The sequence below is a fragment of the Labrys sp. 22185 genome (assembly GCF_052045555.1).
Classification (GTDB): Bacteria; Pseudomonadota; Alphaproteobacteria; order Rhizobiales; family Labraceae; genus Labrys; species Labrys neptuniae.
In genome coordinates this window covers 156,553-178,966 of the sequence record NZ_JBQEPH010000003.1, presented here as the reverse complement: position 1 = coordinate 178,966, position 22,414 = coordinate 156,553, and the positions used below count along the sequence as shown (strand labels likewise).

Annotated in this window: 22 protein-coding genes; 9 read left to right on the top strand and 13 right to left on the bottom strand. The window is 63.7% G+C overall.

Annotation, left to right across the window (positions count from 1 at the left end; genetic code table 11):
• Positions 1-77 precede the first annotated feature (77 nt).
• Entirely contained in the window at positions 78-3,689 is a 3,612-nt protein-coding gene (locus ACTJKX_RS08265; protein ID WP_440724954.1) for a DEAD/DEAH box helicase, read from the top strand.
• Positions 3,690-3,706: 17 nt separating this feature from the next.
• Here the strand turns inward: ACTJKX_RS08265 and ACTJKX_RS08260 are convergent, their stop codons facing one another.
• Complete coding sequence (locus ACTJKX_RS08260; protein WP_440724953.1) at positions 3,707-4,525, bottom strand: aldo/keto reductase; 819 nt, start codon at positions 4,523-4,525, stop codon at positions 3,707-3,709.
• A 172-nt stretch (positions 4,526-4,697) separates the two neighbouring features.
• On the opposite strand from ACTJKX_RS08260, the gene ACTJKX_RS08255 reads away from it, so the two are divergent.
• Together ACTJKX_RS08255 and ACTJKX_RS08250 are read left to right on the top strand one after the other, a co-directional pair.
• The gene (locus tag ACTJKX_RS08255) at positions 4,698-6,290 is read left to right on the top strand and encodes an acyl CoA:acetate/3-ketoacid CoA transferase (protein ID WP_440724952.1); all 1,593 of its coding nucleotides are present in this window, start codon (positions 4,698-4,700) and stop codon (positions 6,288-6,290) included.
• Positions 6,290-7,060: an enoyl-CoA hydratase/isomerase family protein gene (locus ACTJKX_RS08250; protein WP_440724951.1), complete on the top strand. Its 771-nt coding sequence runs from the start codon at positions 6,290-6,292 to the stop codon at positions 7,058-7,060. The genes ACTJKX_RS08255 and ACTJKX_RS08250 overlap by 1 nt, the downstream gene beginning before the upstream one ends.
• A gap of 220 nt (positions 7,061-7,280) precedes the next feature.
• On the opposite strand, the gene ACTJKX_RS08245 is transcribed toward ACTJKX_RS08250, so the two are convergent.
• Together ACTJKX_RS08245 and ACTJKX_RS08240 are read right to left on the bottom strand one after the other, a co-directional pair.
• Positions 7,281-7,754: a MaoC family dehydratase gene (locus ACTJKX_RS08245; RefSeq protein WP_440724950.1), complete on the bottom strand. Its 474-nt coding sequence runs from the start codon at positions 7,752-7,754 to the stop codon at positions 7,281-7,283.
• Positions 7,751-8,767, bottom strand: a complete 1,017-nt coding sequence (locus tag ACTJKX_RS08240; RefSeq protein ID WP_440724949.1) for an aldo/keto reductase — start codon at positions 8,765-8,767, stop codon at positions 7,751-7,753. Before ACTJKX_RS08240 ends, ACTJKX_RS08245 begins: the two co-directional genes overlap by 4 nt.
• Positions 8,768-8,924: 157 nt before the next feature.
• Between ACTJKX_RS08240 and ACTJKX_RS08235 the strand changes: the two genes are divergently transcribed.
• The 5 genes from ACTJKX_RS08235 to ACTJKX_RS08215 all read left to right on the top strand — a co-directional run bounded on the left by ACTJKX_RS08235 (position 8,925) and on the right by ACTJKX_RS08215 (position 14,014).
• Entirely contained in the window at positions 8,925-10,070 is a 1,146-nt protein-coding gene (locus tag ACTJKX_RS08235) for an acyl-CoA dehydrogenase family protein (RefSeq protein WP_394311296.1), read from the top strand.
• Positions 10,067-10,849 (top strand): 3-ketoacyl-ACP reductase, encoded by a 783-nt coding sequence (locus ACTJKX_RS08230; RefSeq protein WP_440724948.1) that lies wholly within the window; start codon positions 10,067-10,069, stop codon positions 10,847-10,849. The genes ACTJKX_RS08235 and ACTJKX_RS08230 overlap by 4 nt, the downstream gene beginning before the upstream one ends.
• A gap of 10 nt (positions 10,850-10,859) precedes the next feature.
• Positions 10,860-12,005 carry a dihydrodipicolinate synthase family protein gene (locus ACTJKX_RS08225; RefSeq protein WP_440724947.1) on the top strand — a complete coding sequence of 382 codons (1,146 nt, stop codon included), beginning with the start codon at positions 10,860-10,862 and terminating at the stop codon, positions 12,003-12,005.
• Positions 12,006-12,014: 9 nt separating this feature from the next.
• Positions 12,015-12,875, top strand: coding sequence for a sugar phosphate isomerase/epimerase family protein (locus ACTJKX_RS08220; protein WP_440724946.1), 861 nt, complete (start codon positions 12,015-12,017; stop codon positions 12,873-12,875).
• Positions 12,876-13,234: 359 nt separating this feature from the next.
• A complete protein-coding gene (locus tag ACTJKX_RS08215; RefSeq protein WP_394311290.1) occupies positions 13,235-14,014 on the top strand; it encodes a WYL domain-containing protein in 780 nt (259 codons plus the stop codon).
• A 45-nt stretch (positions 14,015-14,059) separates the two neighbouring features.
• Here the strand turns inward: ACTJKX_RS08215 and ACTJKX_RS08210 are convergent, their stop codons facing one another.
• Positions 14,060-14,998 carry an AEC family transporter gene (locus ACTJKX_RS08210; RefSeq protein ID WP_394311288.1) on the bottom strand — a complete coding sequence of 313 codons (939 nt, stop codon included), beginning with the start codon at positions 14,996-14,998 and terminating at the stop codon, positions 14,060-14,062.
• A 92-nt stretch (positions 14,999-15,090) separates the two neighbouring features.
• Here ACTJKX_RS08210 and ACTJKX_RS08205 point away from each other — a divergent pair, with 92 nt between their 5' ends.
• Positions 15,091-16,008: a LysR family transcriptional regulator gene (locus tag ACTJKX_RS08205; RefSeq protein WP_311936458.1), complete on the top strand. Its 918-nt coding sequence runs from the start codon at positions 15,091-15,093 to the stop codon at positions 16,006-16,008.
• Positions 16,009-16,077: 69 nt separating this feature from the next.
• Here the strand turns inward: ACTJKX_RS08205 and ureG are convergent, their stop codons facing one another.
• The 9 genes from ureG to urtE form a co-directional block, all read right to left on the bottom strand.
• Entirely contained in the window at positions 16,078-16,695 is a 618-nt protein-coding gene (ureG, locus tag ACTJKX_RS08200; protein WP_394311286.1) for an urease accessory protein UreG, read from the bottom strand.
• Positions 16,692-17,381 (bottom strand): urease accessory protein UreF, encoded by a 690-nt coding sequence (locus ACTJKX_RS08195; protein ID WP_394311631.1) that lies wholly within the window; start codon positions 17,379-17,381, stop codon positions 16,692-16,694. Before ACTJKX_RS08195 ends, ureG begins: the two co-directional genes overlap by 4 nt.
• The gene (locus tag ACTJKX_RS08190; RefSeq protein ID WP_311936454.1) at positions 17,338-17,805 is read right to left on the bottom strand and encodes an urease accessory protein UreE; all 468 of its coding nucleotides are present in this window, start codon (positions 17,803-17,805) and stop codon (positions 17,338-17,340) included. The genes ACTJKX_RS08195 and ACTJKX_RS08190 overlap by 44 nt, the downstream gene beginning before the upstream one ends.
• A 9-nt stretch (positions 17,806-17,814) precedes the next feature.
• Entirely contained in the window at positions 17,815-19,527 is a 1,713-nt protein-coding gene (ureC, locus tag ACTJKX_RS08185; protein ID WP_394311284.1) for an urease subunit alpha, read from the bottom strand.
• On the bottom strand, positions 19,527-19,832 hold the full coding sequence (locus tag ACTJKX_RS08180; RefSeq protein WP_068281454.1) for an urease subunit beta: 306 nt from the start codon (positions 19,830-19,832) through the stop codon (positions 19,527-19,529). The genes ureC and ACTJKX_RS08180 overlap by 1 nt, the downstream gene beginning before the upstream one ends.
• A gap of 3 nt (positions 19,833-19,835) precedes the next feature.
• A complete protein-coding gene (locus tag ACTJKX_RS08175; protein ID WP_394311282.1) occupies positions 19,836-20,420 on the bottom strand; it encodes a HupE/UreJ family protein in 585 nt (194 codons plus the stop codon).
• 163 nt (positions 20,421-20,583) lie between these two features.
• On the bottom strand, positions 20,584-20,886 hold the full coding sequence (locus tag ACTJKX_RS08170) for an urease subunit gamma (protein ID WP_068281452.1): 303 nt from the start codon (positions 20,884-20,886) through the stop codon (positions 20,584-20,586).
• A 14-nt stretch (positions 20,887-20,900) separates the two neighbouring features.
• Positions 20,901-21,743: an urease accessory protein UreD gene (locus tag ACTJKX_RS08165; protein ID WP_394311280.1), complete on the bottom strand. Its 843-nt coding sequence runs from the start codon at positions 21,741-21,743 to the stop codon at positions 20,901-20,903.
• The gene (gene urtE, locus ACTJKX_RS08160) at positions 21,718-22,413 is read right to left on the bottom strand and encodes an urea ABC transporter ATP-binding subunit UrtE (protein ID WP_367626098.1); all 696 of its coding nucleotides are present in this window, start codon (positions 22,411-22,413) and stop codon (positions 21,718-21,720) included. Before urtE ends, ACTJKX_RS08165 begins: the two co-directional genes overlap by 26 nt.
• Between the last annotated feature and the right edge of the window lies 1 nt (position 22,414).

Genomic DNA, 22,414 nt, shown 5'->3' with positions numbered 1-22,414 from the left:
GAGTCATCTAACTTGCATAGGTGACGGCAAACAAGGTTAAATCACTCGCAACTGGCGAATAGCTAAAAAGAGTTGCGATGGCAATTATGAAGCGCCCACTATTTCAAGCTCGTATTGCGGATCTTGAAGCATTGTTTGAGCGATCCCGGGCGGATCGTGAGGCACTGGAGGGACTGCTTCATGAACTCGGATTTCGATCGGTCGATCGGGCACAGGTGTTGAAGAAGAAGGTCGTTCAAGCACTTGGTGTGTTGCCGAAGGAGAAGAAGGGCCTCAAAGCCACAAAACCAGCAAGAACTCAATCCGCTTCATCCCCACGACAACAACCCAATCAGCAAACAAAGGAAGCATCGCCGGTAAGACAAACGGAGCCTGCAAAGATTGCTAAGATCACCAGACCGCCGGAGATCGAGCCTGAAGTAATCGTTCGCCCTGCCTTTATGCCTGCGCCGCGCGCTTCACGACGCCAGGCAGCCGCATACGCCGATCAGCCCGCCGACATTCTGGCGGCATGGACCGCTCTGGAAGTCCTCTCGCCCTTCACTTACTCCAAGCCGTCCGATCTTGTTGATGGCGATGAACGACGCGTTGCACGCTTTGCCGACCAACTCTTCATGCCTTGGATCAACGGCGGCGATAAGGCGAAGCCCGGCACGCAGCTTTGCTATCACATCGTGCTCGGTGCCATTCGCATGGAGGAGGCTACCAAGGCACTGCTTGAGGTTTACGTCGATGATGAACTCGATCGCCGAACGGAAAGCGGATTTGCAGGTATAGCGACGATAACCATCGACAAATTTGGCCGTCCCATTCCCGAAAAGGCAGCCGCAGTTTCGAGTTTTGCCTGGGGCTTGCCGCTAGCCTTGCGCGACGGATTGAAGAGGCTCCAGGAATGGCCCACGGTCGAGCGTAAACTCACCGACATGGTGGATGAACAAATCCGTAGGCAAGATTCCGAGGGAAATCTGCTGCCTTTGGATCCCGCTGCGATCGAGCGCGTTTACAAGCTGCTCGTAGAGCGCCTGGAATTACCCGCTCACATGATGGAGGCGCCCAGTTTTGCTCTGCGTCACTATCACTTTTTTAAGGCGATCGAGCCACCGGATCCTCCTCTCTTGGGCAGCTTCTATCTCGGCGATTTGGCCGCCGCTCGATCGGTCATGGCCGAGAAGATGCATCGCAATCTCGCCCGTTACCTCGGCCTCGAGAAGCCATTGAGCTGGGCCGATATCCTTCAGGACAACAGAACTCTTGCCGAAGCCGTTGCGCCCGGGCGAACACCACTTGGTCGGTGGCCCGGCGAAGGGCGCCATTCACTAGCGCTTCTACAGCAAGCGGCTGTCAATCTGGCGGTGTCGAATGATCCGGATGCCACTCTTCTGCCGGTCAACGGGCCTCCGGGCACGGGTAAGACAACTCTGCTTAGAGACCTCGTTGCCTCCCTGGTTGTCGGCCGCGCGGAGGCAATGTGTGCCTTCGATGATCCCGAGGAAGCATTCTCTCACGTCGGTCAGACAAAGCGCTCCGGTATGGGCTTTAGCCATATATACCAGCCAGACAAGCGGCTTCTTGGCTTTGAGATGCTCGTGGCTTCTTCGAACAACAGGGCCGTCGAAAATGTCAGCAGCGAATTGCCTCGCCTCAAGGCCATCGCGAAAGATGCGCCCAATCTGCGCTATTTCAAAACCGTCTCCGACAACATCGACGGAAAGGAAGAAACTTGGGGTTTGATCGCGGCGGTACTTGGCAATTCGTCTAACCGATACAAGTTCAAGGAAGCATTCTGGGGTAATGCCGATCATGGACTTCGTTCCTATCTGAGCGAAGCTTCAGGGCAACCGCAATGGATGGAAGAGGTCGACCCCAAAACGCAGAAGGTCCTGCGCAAGCGTAAGCCCGAAGTCGTTTCCAAAGAGAGCCCACCGACTTCACACGATGCTGCGTTGAAGAAATGGCGCTCAGCTCGCAAGGCGTTCCGGCAAGCGATTGCCGAAGCGCGAGCCTATCGGCTTTTGTTGGAAGAGGCACGGGTAAACGCTGGTTCGATCGGCGCTAAAGCGGCGGCGGTACGAGCGCGCGAGCAAGACAAGCGCGCAGCTGAACAGGCTGTCGCTGACGCCGAGGACGAATTCAGTGAGCTTCAGGCCCAAATCATCTCTGCACGTGCGGCGGAGCAACGTGCTCGTCAGCAGTCGAACGAGCATCAACGATCAGCGCCCAAGCTAATGGCTCGGCTAGTAGGTGGAACCACCGCCCGCACCTGGAGTGAGAAGAAGGCGAACATCGATCGCGATCTAGACCAGGCAGTTCGACATCAACAAGCGATTTCGGCATTCTTATCCGCAGCCTTTACAAAGCGAGAGGCTGAACGGGGGCGGCTGGTGATTGCTGCCGCAAGACTGGATGAGGCCACATCAGTATTCACGTCGGCGGAGCAACAAGTTGAGGTTCTGCGAACGCGATGCGGCTCGCGTGCAGTTGATCGTGCTTTCTTCGGGCGCGAGCCCGCTGAGATGCACACCACGTCGCCATGGTATGATGATCAAGCCCATCGGGACCGCGACCGCGTTTTTGAATGCGCAATGCAGGTTCATCGAGCCTTCATCGGCGCGGCCGCAAAGCCGATCCGCAATAATCTGGACGTTTTGTTCAAGGCATTTTTCGGCCGCAGTGGCTGGTCCCCTCGCATGGCGCCGGTCATGCCGGGGCTTTGGTCAACGCTGTTCATGGTTGTACCAGTCATATCGACGACCTTCGCATCGATCGAACGCATGATCGGCTACTTGCCTCCAGGGGCGCTCGGCTGGCTACTCATTGACGAAGCGGGGCAGGCCGTTCCGCAGGCGGCTGTCGGCGCCATAATGCGGACCCAGCGCGCGATTGTGGTGGGTGATCCACGTCAAGTCGAGCCTGTAACCAGTCTGCCGACGCAGCTTGCTGAAACGATTTGTGAGGAGTTCAGCGTCAATCCCGATAAATGGAACGCACCTGAAGCCTCTGTTCAAACTGTTGTCGACGCTACCAGCAGTCGGGGAACCAAGTTTGGCTCGAATGACAACCAGATCAATGTAGGCCTCCCGCTTCTCGTCCACCGCCGTTGCGCCGACCCAATGTTCAGCATTTCGAACGAGATCGCTTATGATGGATTGATGGTAAAGGCGACGCCGGATCGAGGATCAATGATCCGAGACGTCCTGGGCCCCTCGCATTGGATCGACATTAAACCTACCAGGACCGAAGATAAATGGAGTGAGGCGGAAGGGCAGGCTATCGTCGACCTCTTGAGGCGACTTGGTGAGGCTGGCGTTCCTGAACTCGATATCTACATTATTTCACCGTTTAGAATCGTTGCTCAGCGGTTGAGAGAACGTATTGGTGCGAGTGGAGTCTTGAAGCCATGGACTGATAAAGCATGGGAGTGGACCCGTGACCGAGTGGGAACCGTCCATACAGTGCAAGGGCGCGAAGCCGACAGTGTGATCTTCGTGCTAGGGGCACCTTTACCGGCTCAAAATGGCGCAAGGCATTGGGCGGGGTCATCGGTGAACTTACTCAACGTCGCGGTGACGCGGGCGCAGGAGAATCTCTACGTTGTAGGGGCGCGCTCGGCGTGGACCAATGCTGGGTGTTTCAGAACCTTGATATCCAATATCCAACCTCTCCTCCCTACAGTGGGGCGGCCAAACTAGGTGCTTGGGCAGGCGCCTCAATCCCACTCCGGCGCCCAGGGGATGAGGTCACGCCCGACGATGCGCAGGTTCTTCTGCGTTTGTGCGTCGATCCGTGCCATGTCGATGCTCGACAGCGTGAAATCCATGATGTTGAAATTCGAGCGGATGTTTTCCGGTTTCGTCGACATCGTGTTCAGCGGCACGCCTTTTTGCAGAATCCAGCGCAGGACGACCTGTCCCGCCGTCTTGTCGTAGGCTTGGCCGATCTCGGCGAAGAGGGGCTGCTCGAACACCTTTCCGCGTGCGACCGAGCAATAGGATGAAAGCGGGATGCCGGTCTCGTTGGCGGCGGCCAACAGAATGTCCTGATTGAGGAAGGGGTGAAACTCAACCTGGTTGGTGACCAGCGGCGCGTCGACGATCGATCTCGCCTGCCTCATCATGCCTGCCGTGTAGTTCGAGACGCCGATGTGGCGGGCGAGGCCGAGCTGCCGTGCCTTTTGCAGGAGCCCGAGCGAGGCGGCGATATTGCCGTCGGCCGGCGCCCAGTGCAGCAGCAGGACGTCCGCAAAGTCGACCCGAAGGTCCCTCAGGCTCTGTTCGACCGACGGGAGAAAGCGCTCTTCGGAGAAATTGTGGATGCTGACCTTGGTGGTGATGCAAAGCTCGTCCCGCTTCACGCCGCCATCGGCAAGGCTTTCACCGACCTCGGCTTCGTTCTCATACATCTGCGCCGTATCGAAGGCGCGATATCCAGTGGCCAGTGCCGTCTCGATCGCCTGCCGGCAGGCATCGCCGCGCAGGGGGTAGGTGCCGAAGGAGCGCTGGAACGTCCGCGTGAAATAGATGCTCATCCCTGTCGTTTCCATTTTATCGCACTATCTAGTTACTTATATATCGCATCCTGGCGGCGGGCAAGCCACTGAATGCTCCCGACAACCTGGCCGCGGAGAAAAGAAGTTGAAGGTGCTGGCGCTATAAGGTACTAACCATATAGTTACTTATAAAAATCCTTGCGAGGAGACGATGTCCAAAATCAGGAGTGCGCTCGAGGCGGTGCAGCGTATCGGCGACAAGGCGGTGGTTGCCGTGAATTCCTCCAGCGGGCTTTGCTGCCCGGATCTGGTTCTCCAGGCGCTCGGCGAGCGGTATCGCGAAGAGGGGCATCCCCGCCAGCTCACCATGATCCACCCGATTGCTGCCGGCGACATGTTCGGCACCAAGGGCGTCGACCATCTGGCCCAGGACGGCCTCATCGATACGATCATCGGCGGATCCTATCCATCGGGACCATCTTCGGCGGAGCCGCCGCTGATCTGGAAGATGCTCGGCGAGAACAAGATCAGCGCCTACAACGTGCCCAGCGGCATCGTGTTCGACATTCTCCGGGAAGCGGCCGGCAAGCGTCCCGGCGTCCTGACCAAGGTCGGGCTCGACACCTTCGTCGATCCTGCGCTCGACGGCTGCGCCATGAACGATCGCGCCCGCTCGCGGCCGATCGTGCGCAGGGTCCAGTTCGAGGGCGACGAGTGGCTCTATTTCCCGGCGATCGCCCCCGACGTCGCCATCATCCGGGCCTCGACGGCGGACGAGCGCGGCAACCTGACCTTCGAGCATGAGGGCGCCTATCTCGGCGCGATGGAGCTGGCGCTGGCCGCGCACAATTCCGGCGGCACCGTGATTGCGCAGGTCAAGCGGATCGCCCAGTCGGGTACGCTGCGTCCCCATGACGTCAGAGTGCCCGGCATCCTCGTCGACATCATCGTCGAGGCGCCGGACCAGTTGCAGACGACGGCGACGGCCTATGACCCGGCGATATCGGGTGAGCTGTTCCGCCCCCTCGATACGTTCACGATCCCCGCCTTCGACGCGGCCAAGGTGATGGCCCGCCGGGTGGCGATGGAACTCGAGAACGGCTGGGCCGTGAATATCGGCTTCGGCATTTCCGCGAATGTTCCGCGCATCCTGCTGGAGGAAGGCCGGCATGGCGAGATCACCTGGGTGATCGAGCAGGGAGCCGTCGGCGGCATCCCGCTGCTCGACTTCAAGTTCGGCTGTTCCTCCAATGCGGAGGCGTTCGTGGCCTCGCCGCATCAGTTCACCTATTTCCAGGCCGGCGGCTTCGATGCCTCCCTGCTGTCCTTCCTGCAGATCGGCGAGGATGGTTCCGTCAACGTCTCCAAGCTGGCGGTGCGGCCGCATGTGACGGCCGGCGCCGGAGGCTTCGTCGACATCACCGCTCGCGCCAGGAAGATCGTGTTCTCGGGCTATTTCAATGCCGGCGCGAAACTGTCGGTGGTCGATGGCAAGCTGAGGATCGACAAGGAGGGCAAGGTCGCCAAGCTCGTGCCCGAGGTCGACCAGGTCTCGTTCTCCGGCAAGCGTGCCACGCTGCAGAACCAGGACGTGACCTATGTTACCGAGCGCTGCGTGCTGAAGCTGATCGCAGGCCGGCTGACCGTCACGGAGATCGCCCCCGGCGTCGATCTCAAGCGCGATATCCTCGACCAGGCTGCCTTTCCGCTCGCGGTTGCCGACCCGCTGGTGTCGATGCCGGCAGACCTGTTCGAGCCCGATCGCCGCAGCCGGCAGGCGGTCACCAGAGAGGCGGCCGAGTGATGAGCGGGAATGGTGTGCGTCTGAAGATCGAGGGGCCGGTTGCGATCATCGTCATCGAACGCGAGGGCAAGCTCAATGCCTTCGATGCTGCCATGGTGGCGGAGCTGCAACGTCTGTGCGCCCTCATCGAGCACAATGCGACCATCCGCGTGGCTGTCATGACCGGGGCAGGGGCAAAAGCCTTCTCGGCGGGCGGCGACATCGAGGCCTGGAGCCGGGAGACACCCGAGGATTTCGGCCGGTTCTGGGTGCGCGAGGGGCACGCCGCCTTCGACGCGCTGGCCCGGCTGCGCCAGCCCCTGATCGCCGTGCTGAACGGCCATGCCTTGGGCGGCGGTCTGGAGCTTGCCGCCTGCGCGGACTATCGCATTGCGGAGGCCCACGCCAAGATCGGGCAGCCGGAGACCGGGCTTGGCATCATTCCGGGTTGGTCGGGCACCCAGCGCGCGACACGTCGCTTCGGTGCCCAGGCCGTGCGGCGCATGGCGATTTTCGGCGAGATACTGACCGCGAAGGAAGCGCGCGAACTCGGTATCGTGGATGAGGTGGTGGAGAGCGGCCAGGGGCTTGCCCGGGCCATGGAAGTCGCGGAAAAGGTGTGCTCGCGCGCGCCCCTGGCAACCGAGATCACGAAGATGCTGGTGAACGCCGCCGAAGCGGAGGAGACGGAGCGGGTCTTCGACTGCCTGGCCGGCATGGCCGCCGCACAGTCGAAGGAGTTGCAGGCGGGCCTCAGCGCCTTCCGCGAAAGGCGGCCGCCGAAATTCTGAAGGCTGGATTTACCCTCCCCTGGAGGGGTCGACCATTCCTCTTGGAATGGTCTGGGGTCGACGCGTAGCGGCGGGGTGGGGTGACGTTCTTGCTGAGACCTTTTTTCCTCATCGGAATCTTTGCCGTTTTCACCCCACCCCGGCCTTTCAGGCCGACCCTCCCCCTCCAGGGGAGGGTAAGACATTCAGATCGTCGATAAGAGCTATCTTTGCCGTCGTCTCAGCGATAGACCATCAGCTGGTTCTCCCCGGATTGGACGGTCTCCCCGGTCTGCTTGCGCACGCAAAAGCCCAATGTGAGGATGCCCCGGTCCGGCCGGGATGTCGTCCGCTTGTCCTTGATGCGGACGCGGGCGGTGATCGTGTCACCGGCCAGGACCGGGCGTTCGAAGCGAAAGTTCCAGCCCAGCGAGGCGATGGCGAGGAAGCGGGCCTGCGCCTGGTTCTTCAGCCCGTCGACGAGGGACAGGATCAGGAGGCCGTGGGCGACACGCGAGGGAAAGCCATGCGCGCGCGCCGCATCGTCATCCATATGGATTTCGAAGCGGTCGCCGGTCAGCTCTGCGAAGGCATCGATCAGTTCGGTGCCGACATGCCTTGCCGGTGTGTCGAACCAATCCCCGATGGACACATCCTCATAGCGCAGTCCGGTCGCCGCCAGGCGGCGACCGGTGTCGGGTGCGATGTCGTTCATGCCGGCACCGGCGCGTCCTCGCGCAGCAATTGCTTGCTTTTCAGCTCGGCCCAGAAATCCGAGGGTATGGGGTGGCTGAACCATGCCAGGTTCTGGTCGAGCTGCTCCACCGTGCGCGTTCCTGCGCAGAAGGCCGGGATGGCCGGGTGGGCGACGACGAATTGGAGCGCCGCGGCGGCAAGCGGCACCTTGTGGTCGCGGCACACCGCCTCGATCCTGGCGACCTTCTCCATCACCGCGGCCGGGGCGGGGGCGTAGTTGTATTTCGCGCCGGGTACCGCCCCGGTTGCGAGGATCCCGGAATTGAAGCCGCCGCCGACCAGCACGGCTGCGCCGCGCTCCTGGCAAAGCGGCAGGAAGCCGTCGAGGGCCTCCTGTTCGAGCAGCGTATAGCGACCGGCCAGGAGGAAGCAGTCGAAATCGCGCTGCTTGAGTGCCTCGTGGCAGACTTCCCATTCATTGACGCCGACGCCGATCGCCTTCACCGCGCCTTCCGAGCGCAGGCGCTCCAGGGCGCGCCAGCATCCGTCCATGGCCTGCCGGAAGACTTCGGGCTGGTCGTCGCCGCGGGTGAAGCGGTCGATGTCGTGGATGAACAGCATGTCGATGCGTTCGAGTGCGAGCCGCTGCAGGGAATCCTCGAAGGCCCTCATCGTGCCGTCATAGCTGTAGTCGAAGCTCATCACATTCGGCGCCGCATTCACCCAGGGCGCGAAGTCGATCTGGGAGCGCCGGGCCGGGCGCAGGACGCGCCCGACCTTCGATGCGACGACGAAATCGTCGCGGTTCTTCCAGCGCAGCGCCTGCCCCAAGCGCAGTTCCGAAAGGCCATGGCCGTACATCGGCGCGGTGTCGTAGAAGCGCACGCCGGCATTCCATGCGTGCTGCACCATTTCGTCGGCAACCTGTTCGCTGATCTCGCGCAGGAAATTCCCGATTGGCGCCGTCCCGAAGGCAAAGGCTGTGACGTCGATGTTGCTGCGGCCGAATTTCCGTTTTTCCGATGGCTTCATGGTTTCCTCTCTTGGCGTCGCTCTTGTGGCTCGTCTCACCTGACCTCGCCTCGATCCGGCGATCGACCGATCGATTTCGAGGGAATCGTCAGGCTTGACCCGTTCGATCCACGTGCGTTATAGCAGTAACTAGATAGTTACAAAAGGGGAGAGGCGCATGTATCCGGGCGAGACGCAGATGCAGGTGCGCGACATGGCGCGGCAGTTCGCCGACGAGGTCGTCAAACCGCTGGCCGAGGGGCTCGATCGCGAGGAGCGTTTCCCCCACGAGATCTATGAGCAGATGGGAGAGCTGGGGCTGTTCGGCATCGGCGTTCCCGAAGCCATGGGCGGCCCGGGGTTCGATACGCTGACCTACGCGCTCGTGATGGAGGAGCTTTCGCGAGGTTATGCCTCGGTTGCCGATCAATGCGGCCTGGTCGAACTTATCTCTACACTGCTGGTCAGGCACGGCACGCCGGCCCAGCGTGAGACCTGGCTGGCGCCGGCGATGCGGGGTACCAAGCGCGTGGCCTATTGCATCACCGAGCCGGAGGCCGGCACGGATGTATCCGGCATCAGGACAACGGCAGAACGGGACGGAGAGGGCTGGCGCCTCAACGGTGGCAAGATCTGGATTCACAACGCGCCGGTCGCCGATGTCGGTTTCGTGCTGGCCCGGACGGACAAGGATGCCGGCCACCGCGGCATGAGCATCTTCATCGTCGATCTCAACGCCAAGGGTGTCGAGCGTGGCCCCAAGGAGCACAAGATGGGGCAGCGCGCCAGCCAGGTCGGCGCGCTCAATTTCACCGATGTCGTGCTCGGGCCGGATGCCCTGCTGGGAGAACTCGGCAAGGGCTTCCACATGATGATGAGCGTGCTCGACAAGGGGCGCGTCGGCATTGCGGCGCTCGCGGTCGGCATCGGCCAGGCTGGCCTGGAGGCAGCCGTCGACTATGCCCGCCAGCGCAAGCAGTTCGGAAAGGCGATCGCCGAGTTCCAGGGTGTGCAATGGCTGATTGCCGACATGGCCAAGGATATCGAGGCGGCCCGCCTTCTGGTGCACAGCGCGGCGGTGAAGATCGATCGCGGGGACAATGCGACGAAGGCCTGCTCGATCGCCAAATGCTTTGCGGGCGACATGGCGGTTGCCCGCACGGCCGACGCCGTCCAGGTCTTCGGTGGTTCCGGCTACATCCGCGGCTTCGAGGTCGAGCGCCTTTATCGCGACGCCAAGATCACCCAGATCTATGAAGGCACCAACCAGATCCAGCGTATGATCATCGCCCGCGAATTGTTCAAGCATGGAGCGTTGGCATGAGCACACCACTCCGGCAGGCGGCCTTCATCACCGGCTCGAGCCGCGGGATCGGCCTGGCGGCCGCCGTCGAACTGGCCAGGAACGGCTTTGCGATCGCCTTGAACGGACCCGTCGACGATGCAGAGCTAAAGGCTGCCGAGGAACGCGTGCGCGCTTTCGATGTGCCCGTCACCCGCGTCGCCGGCGACATCGCCGACATCGGCGCGCATGAGGCGATGCTCGACCTGGCCGAAAAGGCTTTGGGGCCGCTTTCGACCCTCATCAACAATGCGGGCGTATCGGTCCTGAGCCGCGGCGATCCGCTCGATGTCAGCGAGGAAAGCTACGACCACTGCCAGTCTGTGAATGCCAAGGCGCAGTTCTTCCTGTGCCAGAAATGGGCGAGACGCGTGCTTGCGCGCGACCGCAATGACGGCCGCTTCTATGCCATCGTCAATGTGTCGTCGTCGAATGCCGATGCAGTCGCCGAACCGCGCGCCGAGTACTGCGTCTCGAAAGCGGGCTCGGCTATGGTCAGCAAGATATTCGCCGTTCGCCTGGGGCGCGAGAACATTGCCGTCTACGATATCAGGCCGGGCCTGATCGAGACCGCCATGACGCAATCGGTGACCAGCCAATACCAGCGGCGCATCGATGAAGAGGGCCTGACCCTGATGCGGCGCCTGGGCCAGCCGGAGGATGTCGGCACCGTGATGGCAACGCTCGCCACCGGCAAGCTGCCCTATACGACAGGCCAGGTGATCGCCGTGGATGCCGGCATGCTGGTGCCGAGATTTTGAGGAAACTACGATGATCCGTCTTCCCGACGCCAAGGGCGTTTTCTCCGACTATCGGCTCAGCGGCAAGGTGATCCCGGCCGCCCGCCTGTCCGCCGGCGCGGCACGCGTCGTCTTCTCGGCGGCCCATGTCGTGGCCGATCCGTTCACCGCCAACGATCCTTCCGGCCCAGCCACGGTCGATTGGAAGGCAACGATGGCGTTTCGTCACCATCTGAACGATCTCGGCCTCGGCATTGCCGAAGCGATGGACACCGCCCAACGCGGCATGGGCCTGGACTGGCCCAGGGCGCTCGAGCTTATCCGGCGCACCCGCGAGGAGCTTCCGCAGGCACTGGTCTTCAATGGATGCGGCACAGATCAACTTGAGCCGATTGAGGCGCGAGGGCTGGACGCCGTCCGTCGCGCCTATTTCGAACAGGTCGAAGCCATCCAGGCCTTGGGAGGGCGCCTGATCCTGATGGCGAGCCGCGCCCTTGCCGCCGTGGCTGCCTCGCCGGAAGACTATGTGAAGGTCTATGGTGATGTCCTGGCCCGCTGCGACCAGCCCGTCATCCTCCACTGGCTCGGCGACATGTTCGACCCGGCGCTGAGGGGTTACTGGGGCAGCGACAGTTTCGAGGCCGCCATGGAGGTGGCGCTGCGCGTCATCGAACAGAACGCGGCAAAGGTGGACGGCATCAAGATTTCGCTCCTGGACAAGGACAAGGAAATCGCGATGCGGCGGCGCCTGCCCGCCGGCGCCAAAATGTATACGGGTGACGACTTCAACTATCCGGAATTGATTGCCGGCGACGAGATCGGCTTTTCTCACGCCCTTCTCGGCATTTTCGATCCCCTCGCGCCGGCTGCGGCCTTCGCCATCCAGAAACTGGGGGAGGGCGACAGGCAAGCCTTCCATGCGACGCTGGATCCCACCGTTCCGCTGGCACGGCTCATCTTCCGGGCGCCCACCCAGTTCTACAAGACGGGCGTCGTCTTCCTTGCCTGGCTCAATGGCTTCCAGGAACATTTCGTCATGCTGGGCGGGGCGCAGGCCATGAGGCCGCTGCCCTATTTCGTCGAGCTTTTCAAGCATGCGGATGCCTGCGGCCTGCTGCGCGACCCGGAGCTGGCAACCGATCGCATGCGCAGGCTGCTTGCCCTTTACGGCGCCTGAGAGGTCGCGATGCGCGATTTCTCGACGGATCACTCGGCGCTCGCCCTGAATACCGCGACGCTCGGGCACAATCTGGATGGGCATGGCGCCGGCTGGTCCGTCGAGCGCGTCATCGATGCCTGCGCCGAGCGCGGCTTTGGCGGCATCGTGTTCTGGCGCCGGGAAATCGGGGACCGAGCCATCGAGATCGGCAATCGTGCCCGTCAGGTGGGCCTCGAAGTCGCAGGCCTGTGCCGCAGCCCCTTCCTGGTGGGGCCGATGGCGCCGCGGCCTCTATCCGCCCTCCGCGACGACTTCCGGGCCTCGATCGACATGGCGGCGGCGCTCGGGACCTCGATCCTCACCATCGTCGTCGGCGGGGTCGAGCCGGACAGCCTTGGGGTGGAGGAAAGCCTGAAACGCGTGGCCGAGCGGGTGGCTGAAGCCGCGCCCTACGCGGCGCAGCGGGGCGTTCGCCTCGCGCTGGAACCGCTCAACCCTGTGTATGCGGGCAATCGCTCCTGCCTGGTGACGGTGCGTGACGCGGTCGACCTCTGCGAGGCGATCGGGGAGGCCAATGTCGGCATCGCCGTCGATGTCTATCACGTCTGGTGGGACACTTCGCTTGCGCGCGAACTCCAGCGCGCCGGCAAGGAGCGCATCCTGGGATATCATCTGTGCGACTGGCTCGCCGAGACGCGTGATATCTTGCTCGATCGCGGCATGATGGGGGATGGCGTCGCCGATCTCAGATCGTTGCGCGCGGCGGTGGAAGAGGCAGGCTATCGGGGCTTGTGCGAGGTCGAGGTCTTTTCGGCCGGGAACTGGTGGAAACGTGATCCTGCCGAGGTGCTCGACACCTGCGTCGAGCGCTTTCGGTCCGTCTGCTGAAACTTCCGCCGGTCGGCAATGGGGGCTCGAAAGGCCCTTATATTCCATCGGCAGGATTGCGCTCGAAGAGGCAATTCGCCTCCAGGCTGGTGAAGCCAGTGAATTCATCCTCGAGCCCGGCGATCCATCACCCGTACTGTCGCTCTTGCCGGCCGGCCGGGACATGCCGATGCCGGCCGCCGCGAAAATTCCAGGCAAATCGGCCGTTGCAGCCATGGCCCGCCCTGTTGACGCTCAGGCGTCGCCCCTTCAAACATCGACCAGTCGCAATCGTCGAGGCCGATGGCCGCAGCCTTTCCGGTCCAGGGTTGCAGCCGCCTGGTTCCCGTCACCCGGCGCCATGTGTCGAGAGGTCACCAATGCCCCAGAGAACGGGACCTCCTCCACCATCCGGATCCTCGCCCGATAAGGCAGGGCCGCCTTCGGGTGGCGCGGGCGTCAACGGTCTCCTCCTCGTCATCGAATATCAGGACGCGGCCGGCCGCCGACGGTTTCGGCCGGTCACGCTCTGGTCGGTCAAGCCGGGGCGCGACGGCATTCCACGTCTTCTCGGCTACAGCCACGATCGAGGCGACCTTCGCTCCTTCCGTCTCGACAGGATCCTGTCGATCGCAGACGCCGATGGCGTGCTACAGGAACCGCTGGATGAGTTCTATCGGCAGGTGCTCGGCCTGTCCTGGCCGCAGGCGCGTGCCAGGCCTTCCACGGAGGAACAGGCGGGAGAGCGCTGGGCCGTCATTCGCAGGGTCGCGCGCGAAAGCGGCCTCGTCCTCGCCGTGGCGGTCGGCAGGGCCGACCTGCAAATGTCGGGCGAGGAGGTCAAGGTCATGCTCGATCATGTCGCGGCCGTGTGTGCCGCGGAGGGCATCGACCTGGACGCGGGCGAGATCGAGCGCACCCGCCAATGGATCCGGCGCATGAGGCCATCGACCGACGCGGTGAAGACAAGTTTGGGCGAGCTGGACGCGGCAGCACCGGCCGTAAAGGCCAGGCTGATCGAAATCTGTCTGGCGGTGGCGGACAGCGATGGTTTTCGTCATCATCGAGAGCTCGCGCTCATCGATGAATTCTCGCGGGCACTTCTCGGCGAAAGCCTGCTGTCGCGCGGCCCGCCGCCGAGCGACGGCAAATCCGGTTGAAACGCCGAATGACGTCGAGAATCCGGTGCCGGGCGCAGAGCCTGCCTATCGTGAAACCGCGAGATACAGGGAGAGCGTCGCGACGGACAGGATCGTCGTGGCCAGGACGACACGGCTGGTGACCAGGGCCTGGCGTCCGTAGAATTCGGCCAGCATGAAGGGGCCTGTCCCGGTCGGCAGGGCCGCGAGGAGGACGGCTGTGTGGACCGCGTCCGGCGTGAGGCCGAGGATGGGCGCGGCAATCACCCAGGTCGCGACGGGGTGGGCCACCAGCTTCAACCCGATCAGCAAGGCCTCGACCTTGCGTCCTGCCTCCGCCGCCCTGCCGGTGTTCTCCGCCAGGAAAAGGCCGAGCGCGATGAGTGCGCAGGGCGAGGCGGCGCCGCCGAGCAATTTGAGAAACCGGTCCAGCGTCTGGGGAAGAGGCCAGCCCGAAACCATCACCACCGCCCCCAGGGCCGGTGCGACCAGCAGGGGATTGCGGATCAAGGCGAGCAGCGTCTTGCGAGCGATATCCCGTCGACGGGCTTGGGACTGCAGGCTGGCTTCGATCAGGACGATGGCGACGGCAAACAGGACGCAGACGGTCACGATCGTCGCGACCAGCGTCGGTGCCATGCCGGATTGGCCGACGACTGCGAGGATCAGCGGGAAACCCATGAAGCCGGTATTGGCATAGCCCGCATTGAGGCCGTCGATGGCCGCATCGGCGAGATGGCAGCCCTGCCGCAGGCGGATCGTCAGGGCGAGGACGAAGATGAGGGCGCAGCCCAGGGCAAAGGCCAGAATGAAGCCGGGCTGCCAGATCCGGGCTGGGTCCGCGTTGGCCATGATGTCAAACAGCAGCGCCGGGAGCGCCAGATAGACCACGAGCCTGTTCACCTCGCGCGTGGCGTGCGGGCCGAGCGCATTGCTGCGCCGCGCGAGCCAGCCGGCGAGGATCAGGGCAAAGACGGGCAGGACGATGAGAAGGTTGGAAAGCATGGCAGGCCGATTGGGATGCCGTCTTTCATAGAAGAGGCAATCGATATAATCCAATCCAATGCATTGCCATTATCAATGCACTGGAGGTATCGATGGATTCACGCCAGATGCGCTATTTCGTGGCTCTCGCCGAGACCCTGCATTTCGGCCGAGCCGCTGCACGACTGCACATGACCCAGCCGCCCTTCAGCCGGCAGATCGCCAATCTGGAGCGCGAGCTCGGCGTGCAACTGGTCGAGCGGAACTCGCGCCACGTCACCCTGACCCAGGCTGGGGAGCGGTTCCTGGCTGACTCACGCGCGGTCCTCGCGCAATTCGAGGATGCCTGCCGTGATGCGAGGCTGGTCGCTGAAGGCCAGAAGGGCGAGTTGCGCCTGGGCTTCATGATGCATGCCGCCCATCGCATCGTGCCGCAGATCGTCAGTTGCTATGCCGGGTTGAGGCCGGACATTCGCATCGTTCTCCTGGAGACGACGCCGGCCGAGATCGAGCACAGGCTTCTCGGCGGCGAACTCGATGCCGCCATCACCTTTGCCGGCCGGCCATTTCCTCAATTGCGGACAGTACCTGTTATCACGGACCATCTGTGCCTCATCGTTCCCCGCGAGCATGCCTTGGTCGGGCGGGACACCATTGCTCCACACGATCTGGCAGCAGAGGATTTGATCGCGGCGCCTGCAACCGTGGCGCCGACGCTCCGCGAGGCCATCGCCGGCTATTTCGAGATGGCCGGCATCGTTCCGCGGTTTCGCTATGAACCCCAGTTGCAGCACACCATCGTCCGCCTCGTGGCGGCGCGGCTCGGTGTGGCCCTGGTGCCGGCATCGATATGCGACGAGTCGATCGTAGAGGTCGTGCCAAGGGCGCTCGCGGCTGCACCGGCATTGAAGGTCGTTCTCTCGGTTCCCGCTGAATCCGGCAATCCGGCCATCGCCCCCTTGATCGACATCATCCGGGAGTGGAAAGGGCCGCTCGCTGCCGCAATGCCTGTGGCCCAGCCGACGCGCTGAGTCGAAGGTTCTGTGACTACAGTCGCAATGACGCAGACCCAAGGTCTCCGTCAAATCAGGACTGCAGCGCTATGCTGTCAGGCCGCCTTGCTGTTCGATGAAGGCGACGACATCGGTGAGCCCGATGCGCCGGCGCATATCGGTGAAGACGAAGGGTCGCTTACCGCGCTGCTTCTCGGTATCGGCACGCATGATGTCGAGGTCGGCGCCGACATGGGGAGCCAGATCCATCTTGTTGATGATCAGGAGATCGGAGCGGGTGATGCCGGGACCACCCTTGCGCGGGATCTTCTCGCCCGCCGCGACGTCGATGACGTAGAGCGTGATATCGGCGAGGTCCGGCGAGAAGGTCGCCGCCAGATTGTCGCCGCCGGATTCGATGAAGACCACGTCGAGGTCGGGAAAACGCCGGCGCATTTCGGCGATCGCCGCCAGGTTGATCGAGGCATCCTCGCGAATGGCGGTATGGGGGCAGCCGCCGGTCTCGACACCGATGATGCGGTCCTGGGGAAGTGCCTGCACCCGGTTGAGGATCAGCTCGTCTTCCTTGGTGAAGATGTCGTTGGTGACCACGGCGACCGAATAGCTTTCGCGCATCGCCTTGCACAGCATTTCGGTCAGGGTGGTCTTGCCGGCGCCGACCGGGCCGCCGATGCCTACGCGCAAAGGACCATTGCTGGAGCTCATGAGCGGAAGATCCTCGAATATTGAGTTTCGTGTTGCATCGAGACGATGTCGGACATCAGGGTGCAGGCGCCGAGGTCATCGAGCGTCGCGAGGCAGGCGCGCCTTGCCGTGGCCAGCATGATCGGTTCGAGCGCGGCGAGCGCCTGGACGCCGTCGCGCTGGCCGAGCGGGACCAGCCGGATGGCGGCCTGGACCAGATTGGCGGTGAAGGCGTGCAGGAAGCCGGCCAGCGCCTGTTCGAGCCCGATGCCGTGCTGCGCGGCGGCCTGGCCGACGGCGACGGCATAGGGCGCAGGCTCGATCGCCTCGCCGGTCCAGTGGGAGACGGCCTGCCCGAAGGCCTCGCCCTGCAGCATGGTCTCGCGGTGGCGTTCGCGCGTGCCGGCCATGGCCTCGGCAAGCTCCGCGACGGTGGCGCAGCTCTCTCCCCGAGAGGCAAGGCGCCAGGCCTCGCCCAGCAGAACGGCATCGTTCCAGCCGGAACCCGACCGGACGATCTCGCCGAGCCAGTCGACCAGCGTGGCTCGATCCTCGATCAGGCCATCGTGAACGGCCCGTTCCAGGCCGTGGCTATAGGCGAAGGCGCCGACCGGAAAGGCCGGCGATAGCCAGCTGAGCAACCGCACCAGACGCGCCGTATCGTCAGTCATGGCCATGCCCGTGATCGTGATGGTGGCCGTGGGCATGGCCATGATAGGCGCCGTGCACGGGCTGGAAGCCGGAGACCACCTCCTGGATTTCGGCCCCGAGACCCTGCAGCATCGTCCGGATTACGGGATCCCGTTCGATCAGGATGATTTCGGTGCCGATTTCGGCGGCGAGATGGCGATTGCCGAGGTGCCAGGCCAGATGGGCGAGCGGGCATTGCCGGCCGGGCCGGACCGCGTAGAGTTCCTCGGGCGCTGCGAGGATGGTGAGGGTGCGGCCGTCTTTGAGCACGAGGGCATCGCCATCGGCGAGCAGCACGGCTTCGGGCAGGTCGATCATGACGATATCGCCCTGATCGGTGATGAGGCGCTTGCGGCGCAGATGACGGCCCCTGTGATCGAGCGTGATCGTGCCGACGGGAAGTCGGCTGTCATGATGGCAATGGGAGGTGGCGTGCAGCATGATCGGAAATCAGAACAGGAAATAGCGTTGGGCCATCGGCAGTTCGGTTGCCGGTGGACAGGTCAGGAGTTCGCCGTCGGCGCGGACTTCATAGGTTTCGGGATCGACCTCCATCTGTGGCAAGGCATCGTTCAGCACCATGGAGCGCTTGGAAAGGCCGCCTCGCGTGTTCTCGACCGCCACCATCGGTTTGGCGACGCCGAGCCGCTCCTTCAGGCCGCTGGCGAGGGCCGCTTTGCTGACGAATGTGAGGGAAGAGGCTGCCGGAGCACCGCCGAAACCGCCGAACATCGGGCGGTAATGCATCGGCTGCGGCGTCGGAATCGAAGCGTTGGGGTCGCCCATCGGAGCGGCGGCGATCGTGCCGCCCACCAGCACCATCTCCGGCTTGACCGCGAAGAAGGCCGGGTTCCACAGGACGAGATCGGCGCGCTTGCCGATTTCGATCGAGCCGACATGGGCCGACAGGCCCTGCGCGATGGCGGGGTTGACGGTGTATTTGGCGATATAGCGGCGCACCCTGAGATTGTCGTTGTCGCCGCTCTCGCCGGGCAGGCGCCCGCGCTGCAGCTTCATCTTGTGGGCGGTCTGCCAGGTGCGGATCAGGACCTCGCCGACGCGGCCCATGGCTTGGCTGTCGGACGAGATGATCGAGAAGGCGCCGATATCGTGGAGGATGTCCTCAGCCGCGATGGTTTCCTTGCGGATGCGGCTTTCGGCGAAGGCGATGTCCTCGGCGATCGCCGGTGATAGATGATGACAGACCATCAGCATGTCGAGATGCTCGGCGATGGTGTTCTTCGTATAGGGCCGGGTCGGGTTGGTCGAGGACGGCAGCACGTTGGGCAGGCCGCAGACCTTGATGATGTCGGGCGCATGGCCGCCGCCGGCGCCTTCGGTATGAAAGGCATGGATGGTCCGCCCCTTGAAGGCGGCGACCGTGTCCTCGACGAAGCCGCTCTCGTTGAGGGTGTCGGTATGGATCATCACCTGGACGTCGTAGTCGTCGGCCACCCTGAGGCAATTGTCGATGGCTGCCGGCGTCGTACCCCAGTCCTCATGCAGCTTGAGCGAGCAGGCTCCGCCCTCGATCATCTCGACCAGGGCCTCGGGCCGGGAGGTATTGCCCTTGCCCGACAGCCCCAGATTGATAGGGAAGGCGTCGAAGGAACGGATCATGCGGGCCAGGTGCCAGGGCCCTGGCGTGCAGGTGGTGGCGAGCGTGCCGTGGGCGGGGCCCGTGCCTCCGCCCAGCATGGTGGTGACGCCCGACATCAGGGCTTCCTCGATCTGCTGCGGACAGATGAAATGGATATGGGCGTCGACGCCGCCGGCGGTGAGGATCTTGCCCTCGCCGGCAATGATTTCCGTGCCGGGACCGATGACGATGGTGACGCCCGGCTGGATGTCGGGATTGCCGGCCTTGCCGATCGCTACGATCAGGCCATCCTTCAGGCCGACATCGGCCTTGACGATGCCCCAGTGATCGATGATCAGCGCATTGGTGATGACCGTATCGACCGCGCCGGCGGCACGGCTCGCCTGGCTCTGGCCCATGCCGTCGCGGATCACCTTGCCGCCGCCGAACTTCACCTCCTCGCCGGGAATGGTGAAGTCCTTTTCGACCTCGATGAACAGCTCGGTATCGGCAAGCCTGACGCGATCGCCGACGGTCGGTCCATACATTTGGGCGTAGGCGGCGCGGGAAAGAGTAGCGGGCATCACAGTGCTCCCATGATCTTGCTCTGAAAGCCGAAGATGACGCGCTTGCCGCCGATCGGAATCAGCCGCACCTGCCGCTGCTGCCCCGGCTCGAAGCGGACGGCCGTGCCGGCGGGAATGTCGAGCCGCATGCCACGCGCCGCCTCCCGGTCGAACAGGAGCGCCGCGTTGACCTCGAAGAAATGATAATGGGAGCCGACCTGGATCGGCCGATCGCCGGAATTGGCGACGACGAGAACGCTCGCCTCCGCGCCGGCGTTCAGCACGATGTCTCCAGCCATCGGCAGGACTTCGCCCGGGATCATGGTTTAGCCTCCCACGATCAGGGCCAACCCGGCGAGGGCGGTCAGCCCCCCGGCGAAGCGCGTGACCAGCCGACCGGCCTTGTCGCCCGCGAGGCGAGCGATCCCCGGCCCGAGCAGGACACCGGCCGCGTGCAGCAGGGCCGTCGCCAGGGCAAAGCCGACCAGGAAGGGGGTGGCGCTGGCATTGCCCAGTTCGCTGCCATGGGCGAAACCATGGAACAGGGCGAAAAACCCGACGACGACCATGCCGATCGGCGTCGGCACCTTGAATGCCATCAGGGCCAGCAAGCCGAGCACCACGACGGAGGCTGCGATCGCCGGCTCGATGAAGGGCAGGGGCATGCCGGTGAGGGAGGCGCCGAAGCCTGCCGTCATGACGATGACGAAGGTCGCGGGAACCGCCCACAGCGCACGTCCCCCGAGCTGGGCGGCCCACAGGCCGACGGCGACCATCGCCAATATATGGTCCGCGCCCGAAAGAGGGTGCAGGAAGCCCGTGGAGAAGGAGGCATGCTCGGCCGGGTTGATATGAGCCATGGCCGGCGTGGCGGTGAGCATGGCGGCGAGTGCGAACAGATATTTCTTCATTCTGGCCTCTGAAAAATTGCCCTTGTCATGCCCGGGCTTGACCCGGGCATCCAGGGATTGGGGTCTGCATTGCCCGACAGGGGGGGCTGGATTGCCGGGTCAAGCCCGGCAATGACAAAGATTGAGTTCGTTCGGTTCACCTATTCTCTGGTTCTCCGGCGGTCTATCGGATGGGCTCATGCACGGTGACCAGCTTGGTTCCGTCCGGAAAGGTCGCTTCCACCTGCACGTCGTGGATCATCTCGGCGATGCCGGGCATCACCTGCTCACGCGTCAGCACATGCGCGCCGGCCTCCATGAGATCGGCGACCGAGCGCCCGTCTCGCGCACCTTCGACCACGAAATCGCTGATGAGGGCGATCGCCTCTGGGTGGTTGAGCTTGACGCCGCGTTCGAGGCGCCGGCGCGCCACCATGGCCGCCATGGCTATCAGGAGCTTGTCTTTTTCGCGGGGCGTGAGGTTCATGCGGGTTCCGGTGGTTAGAGCTGCCATACTTTCGGCAGGGGACGGTCGACGAGCAGAAAGGACAGGAGAGGCTCGAGGCGATGCCTGAGCGACAGGCTGTCTTCGGCGAGGAGGCGCACCACCAGCTTGCCGTCCCAGGCGCTGGCGCCGCCATGGCTGCCGATGATGTCGCGTACCGTCTCGATCCGTTCCTCCGGCTCCGGGCAAACGGCAAGCATTGTCGCCATGGCGCGGTGTCCGCCCAACGTCGCGGGGGCAGCAAGGCGTTTGGCGATATCGCCGTCTATGCGGAAATCATCGGCGAAGATCAGTTTTCCGTTGCTGCGTACCCGCCAACGATCCCTCAAGGCGCCGCTGCGCAACACTTCGCCCATGGCCGCGCGGCCGAACAGCACGGCTTCGACGGCAAGCAGTTGGGCGCCCTCGGCCAGGTCGACCTCGAGACGCCGGACGAGGCGGCCACCGTCGAACAGGATGGTCTCCTGCGGCAGCCAGGCGAGGCGAGAGCCGGCCTCGGCGGTCAGCCGGTTGACGACAACCGCGTCCTCGCCCGTCGAGCGGTAGATGCGTTCGCAGGCCTGGGTGGTGATGGTGGCCGAACTTGCCGCCCCCGCCACGACCTCGAAGGCGAGCCTGTCGCCACCAGTCAGACCGCCCGCCGTGTTGATGAGGATAGCTTCCGGCTGAGCTCCAGGCGGTGGTCGCGGCAACCGTATCTTGGCGCATCCTTCCTGATACAGGGTCGCTAGTCTGGTGGCCCCGTCACGCTGGCGAAAGGCCAGGCGGGCGACGCCCTCGGCCCGTTCGAGGCGGAGCGGGGCCTTCCTGACGTCAAAGCAGGAGATGTCGGCGTACATCGGGCTTGTCCAGGTCGGCGGCCTCGCCGGAAAAGACGATCTCGCCGCGATCCATGATGACGACACGATCGGCCAGTTCGCGCGCGAAGTCGAGATATTGCTCGACCAGGAGGATGGTCATGCCCATCTGATCACGCAGGAACGCGATGGCCCGGCCGATATCCTTGATCACGGAAGGCTGGATGCCCTCCGTCGGCTCGTCGAGCAGCAGGAGCTTGGGTCGGGTCACCAGCGCCCGGCCGATGGCAAGCTGTTGCTGCTGGCCGCCCGAAAGGTCGCCGCCGCGGCGCTGCAGCATCTGGGCGAGCACGGGGAACAGCTCGAATATATGGCTCGGAAGGCTGCGCTCGGCGCGCTTGAGCGGCGCAAACCCGGTCTGCAGGTTTTCCTTTACCGTCAGCAGGGGAAAGATCTCCCGGCCCTGGGGCACGAGGGCGATGCCGAGCCTGGCCCTGTCATGGGCAGGGCTGCGGCCGAGTGGCTTGCCCTCGAAGCTGACGGAGCCGGCGCTCGGCCGGTGCTGTCCGGCGATGGTGCGCATCAGGCTGGTCTTGCCGACTCCATTGCGGCCGAGGATGCAGGTGACCTTGCCGGCTTCGGCCTGCAGGGAAACGCCGCGCAATGCCTGGGCGGCGCCGTAATGCAGGGTGAGATCACTGACGGACAACATC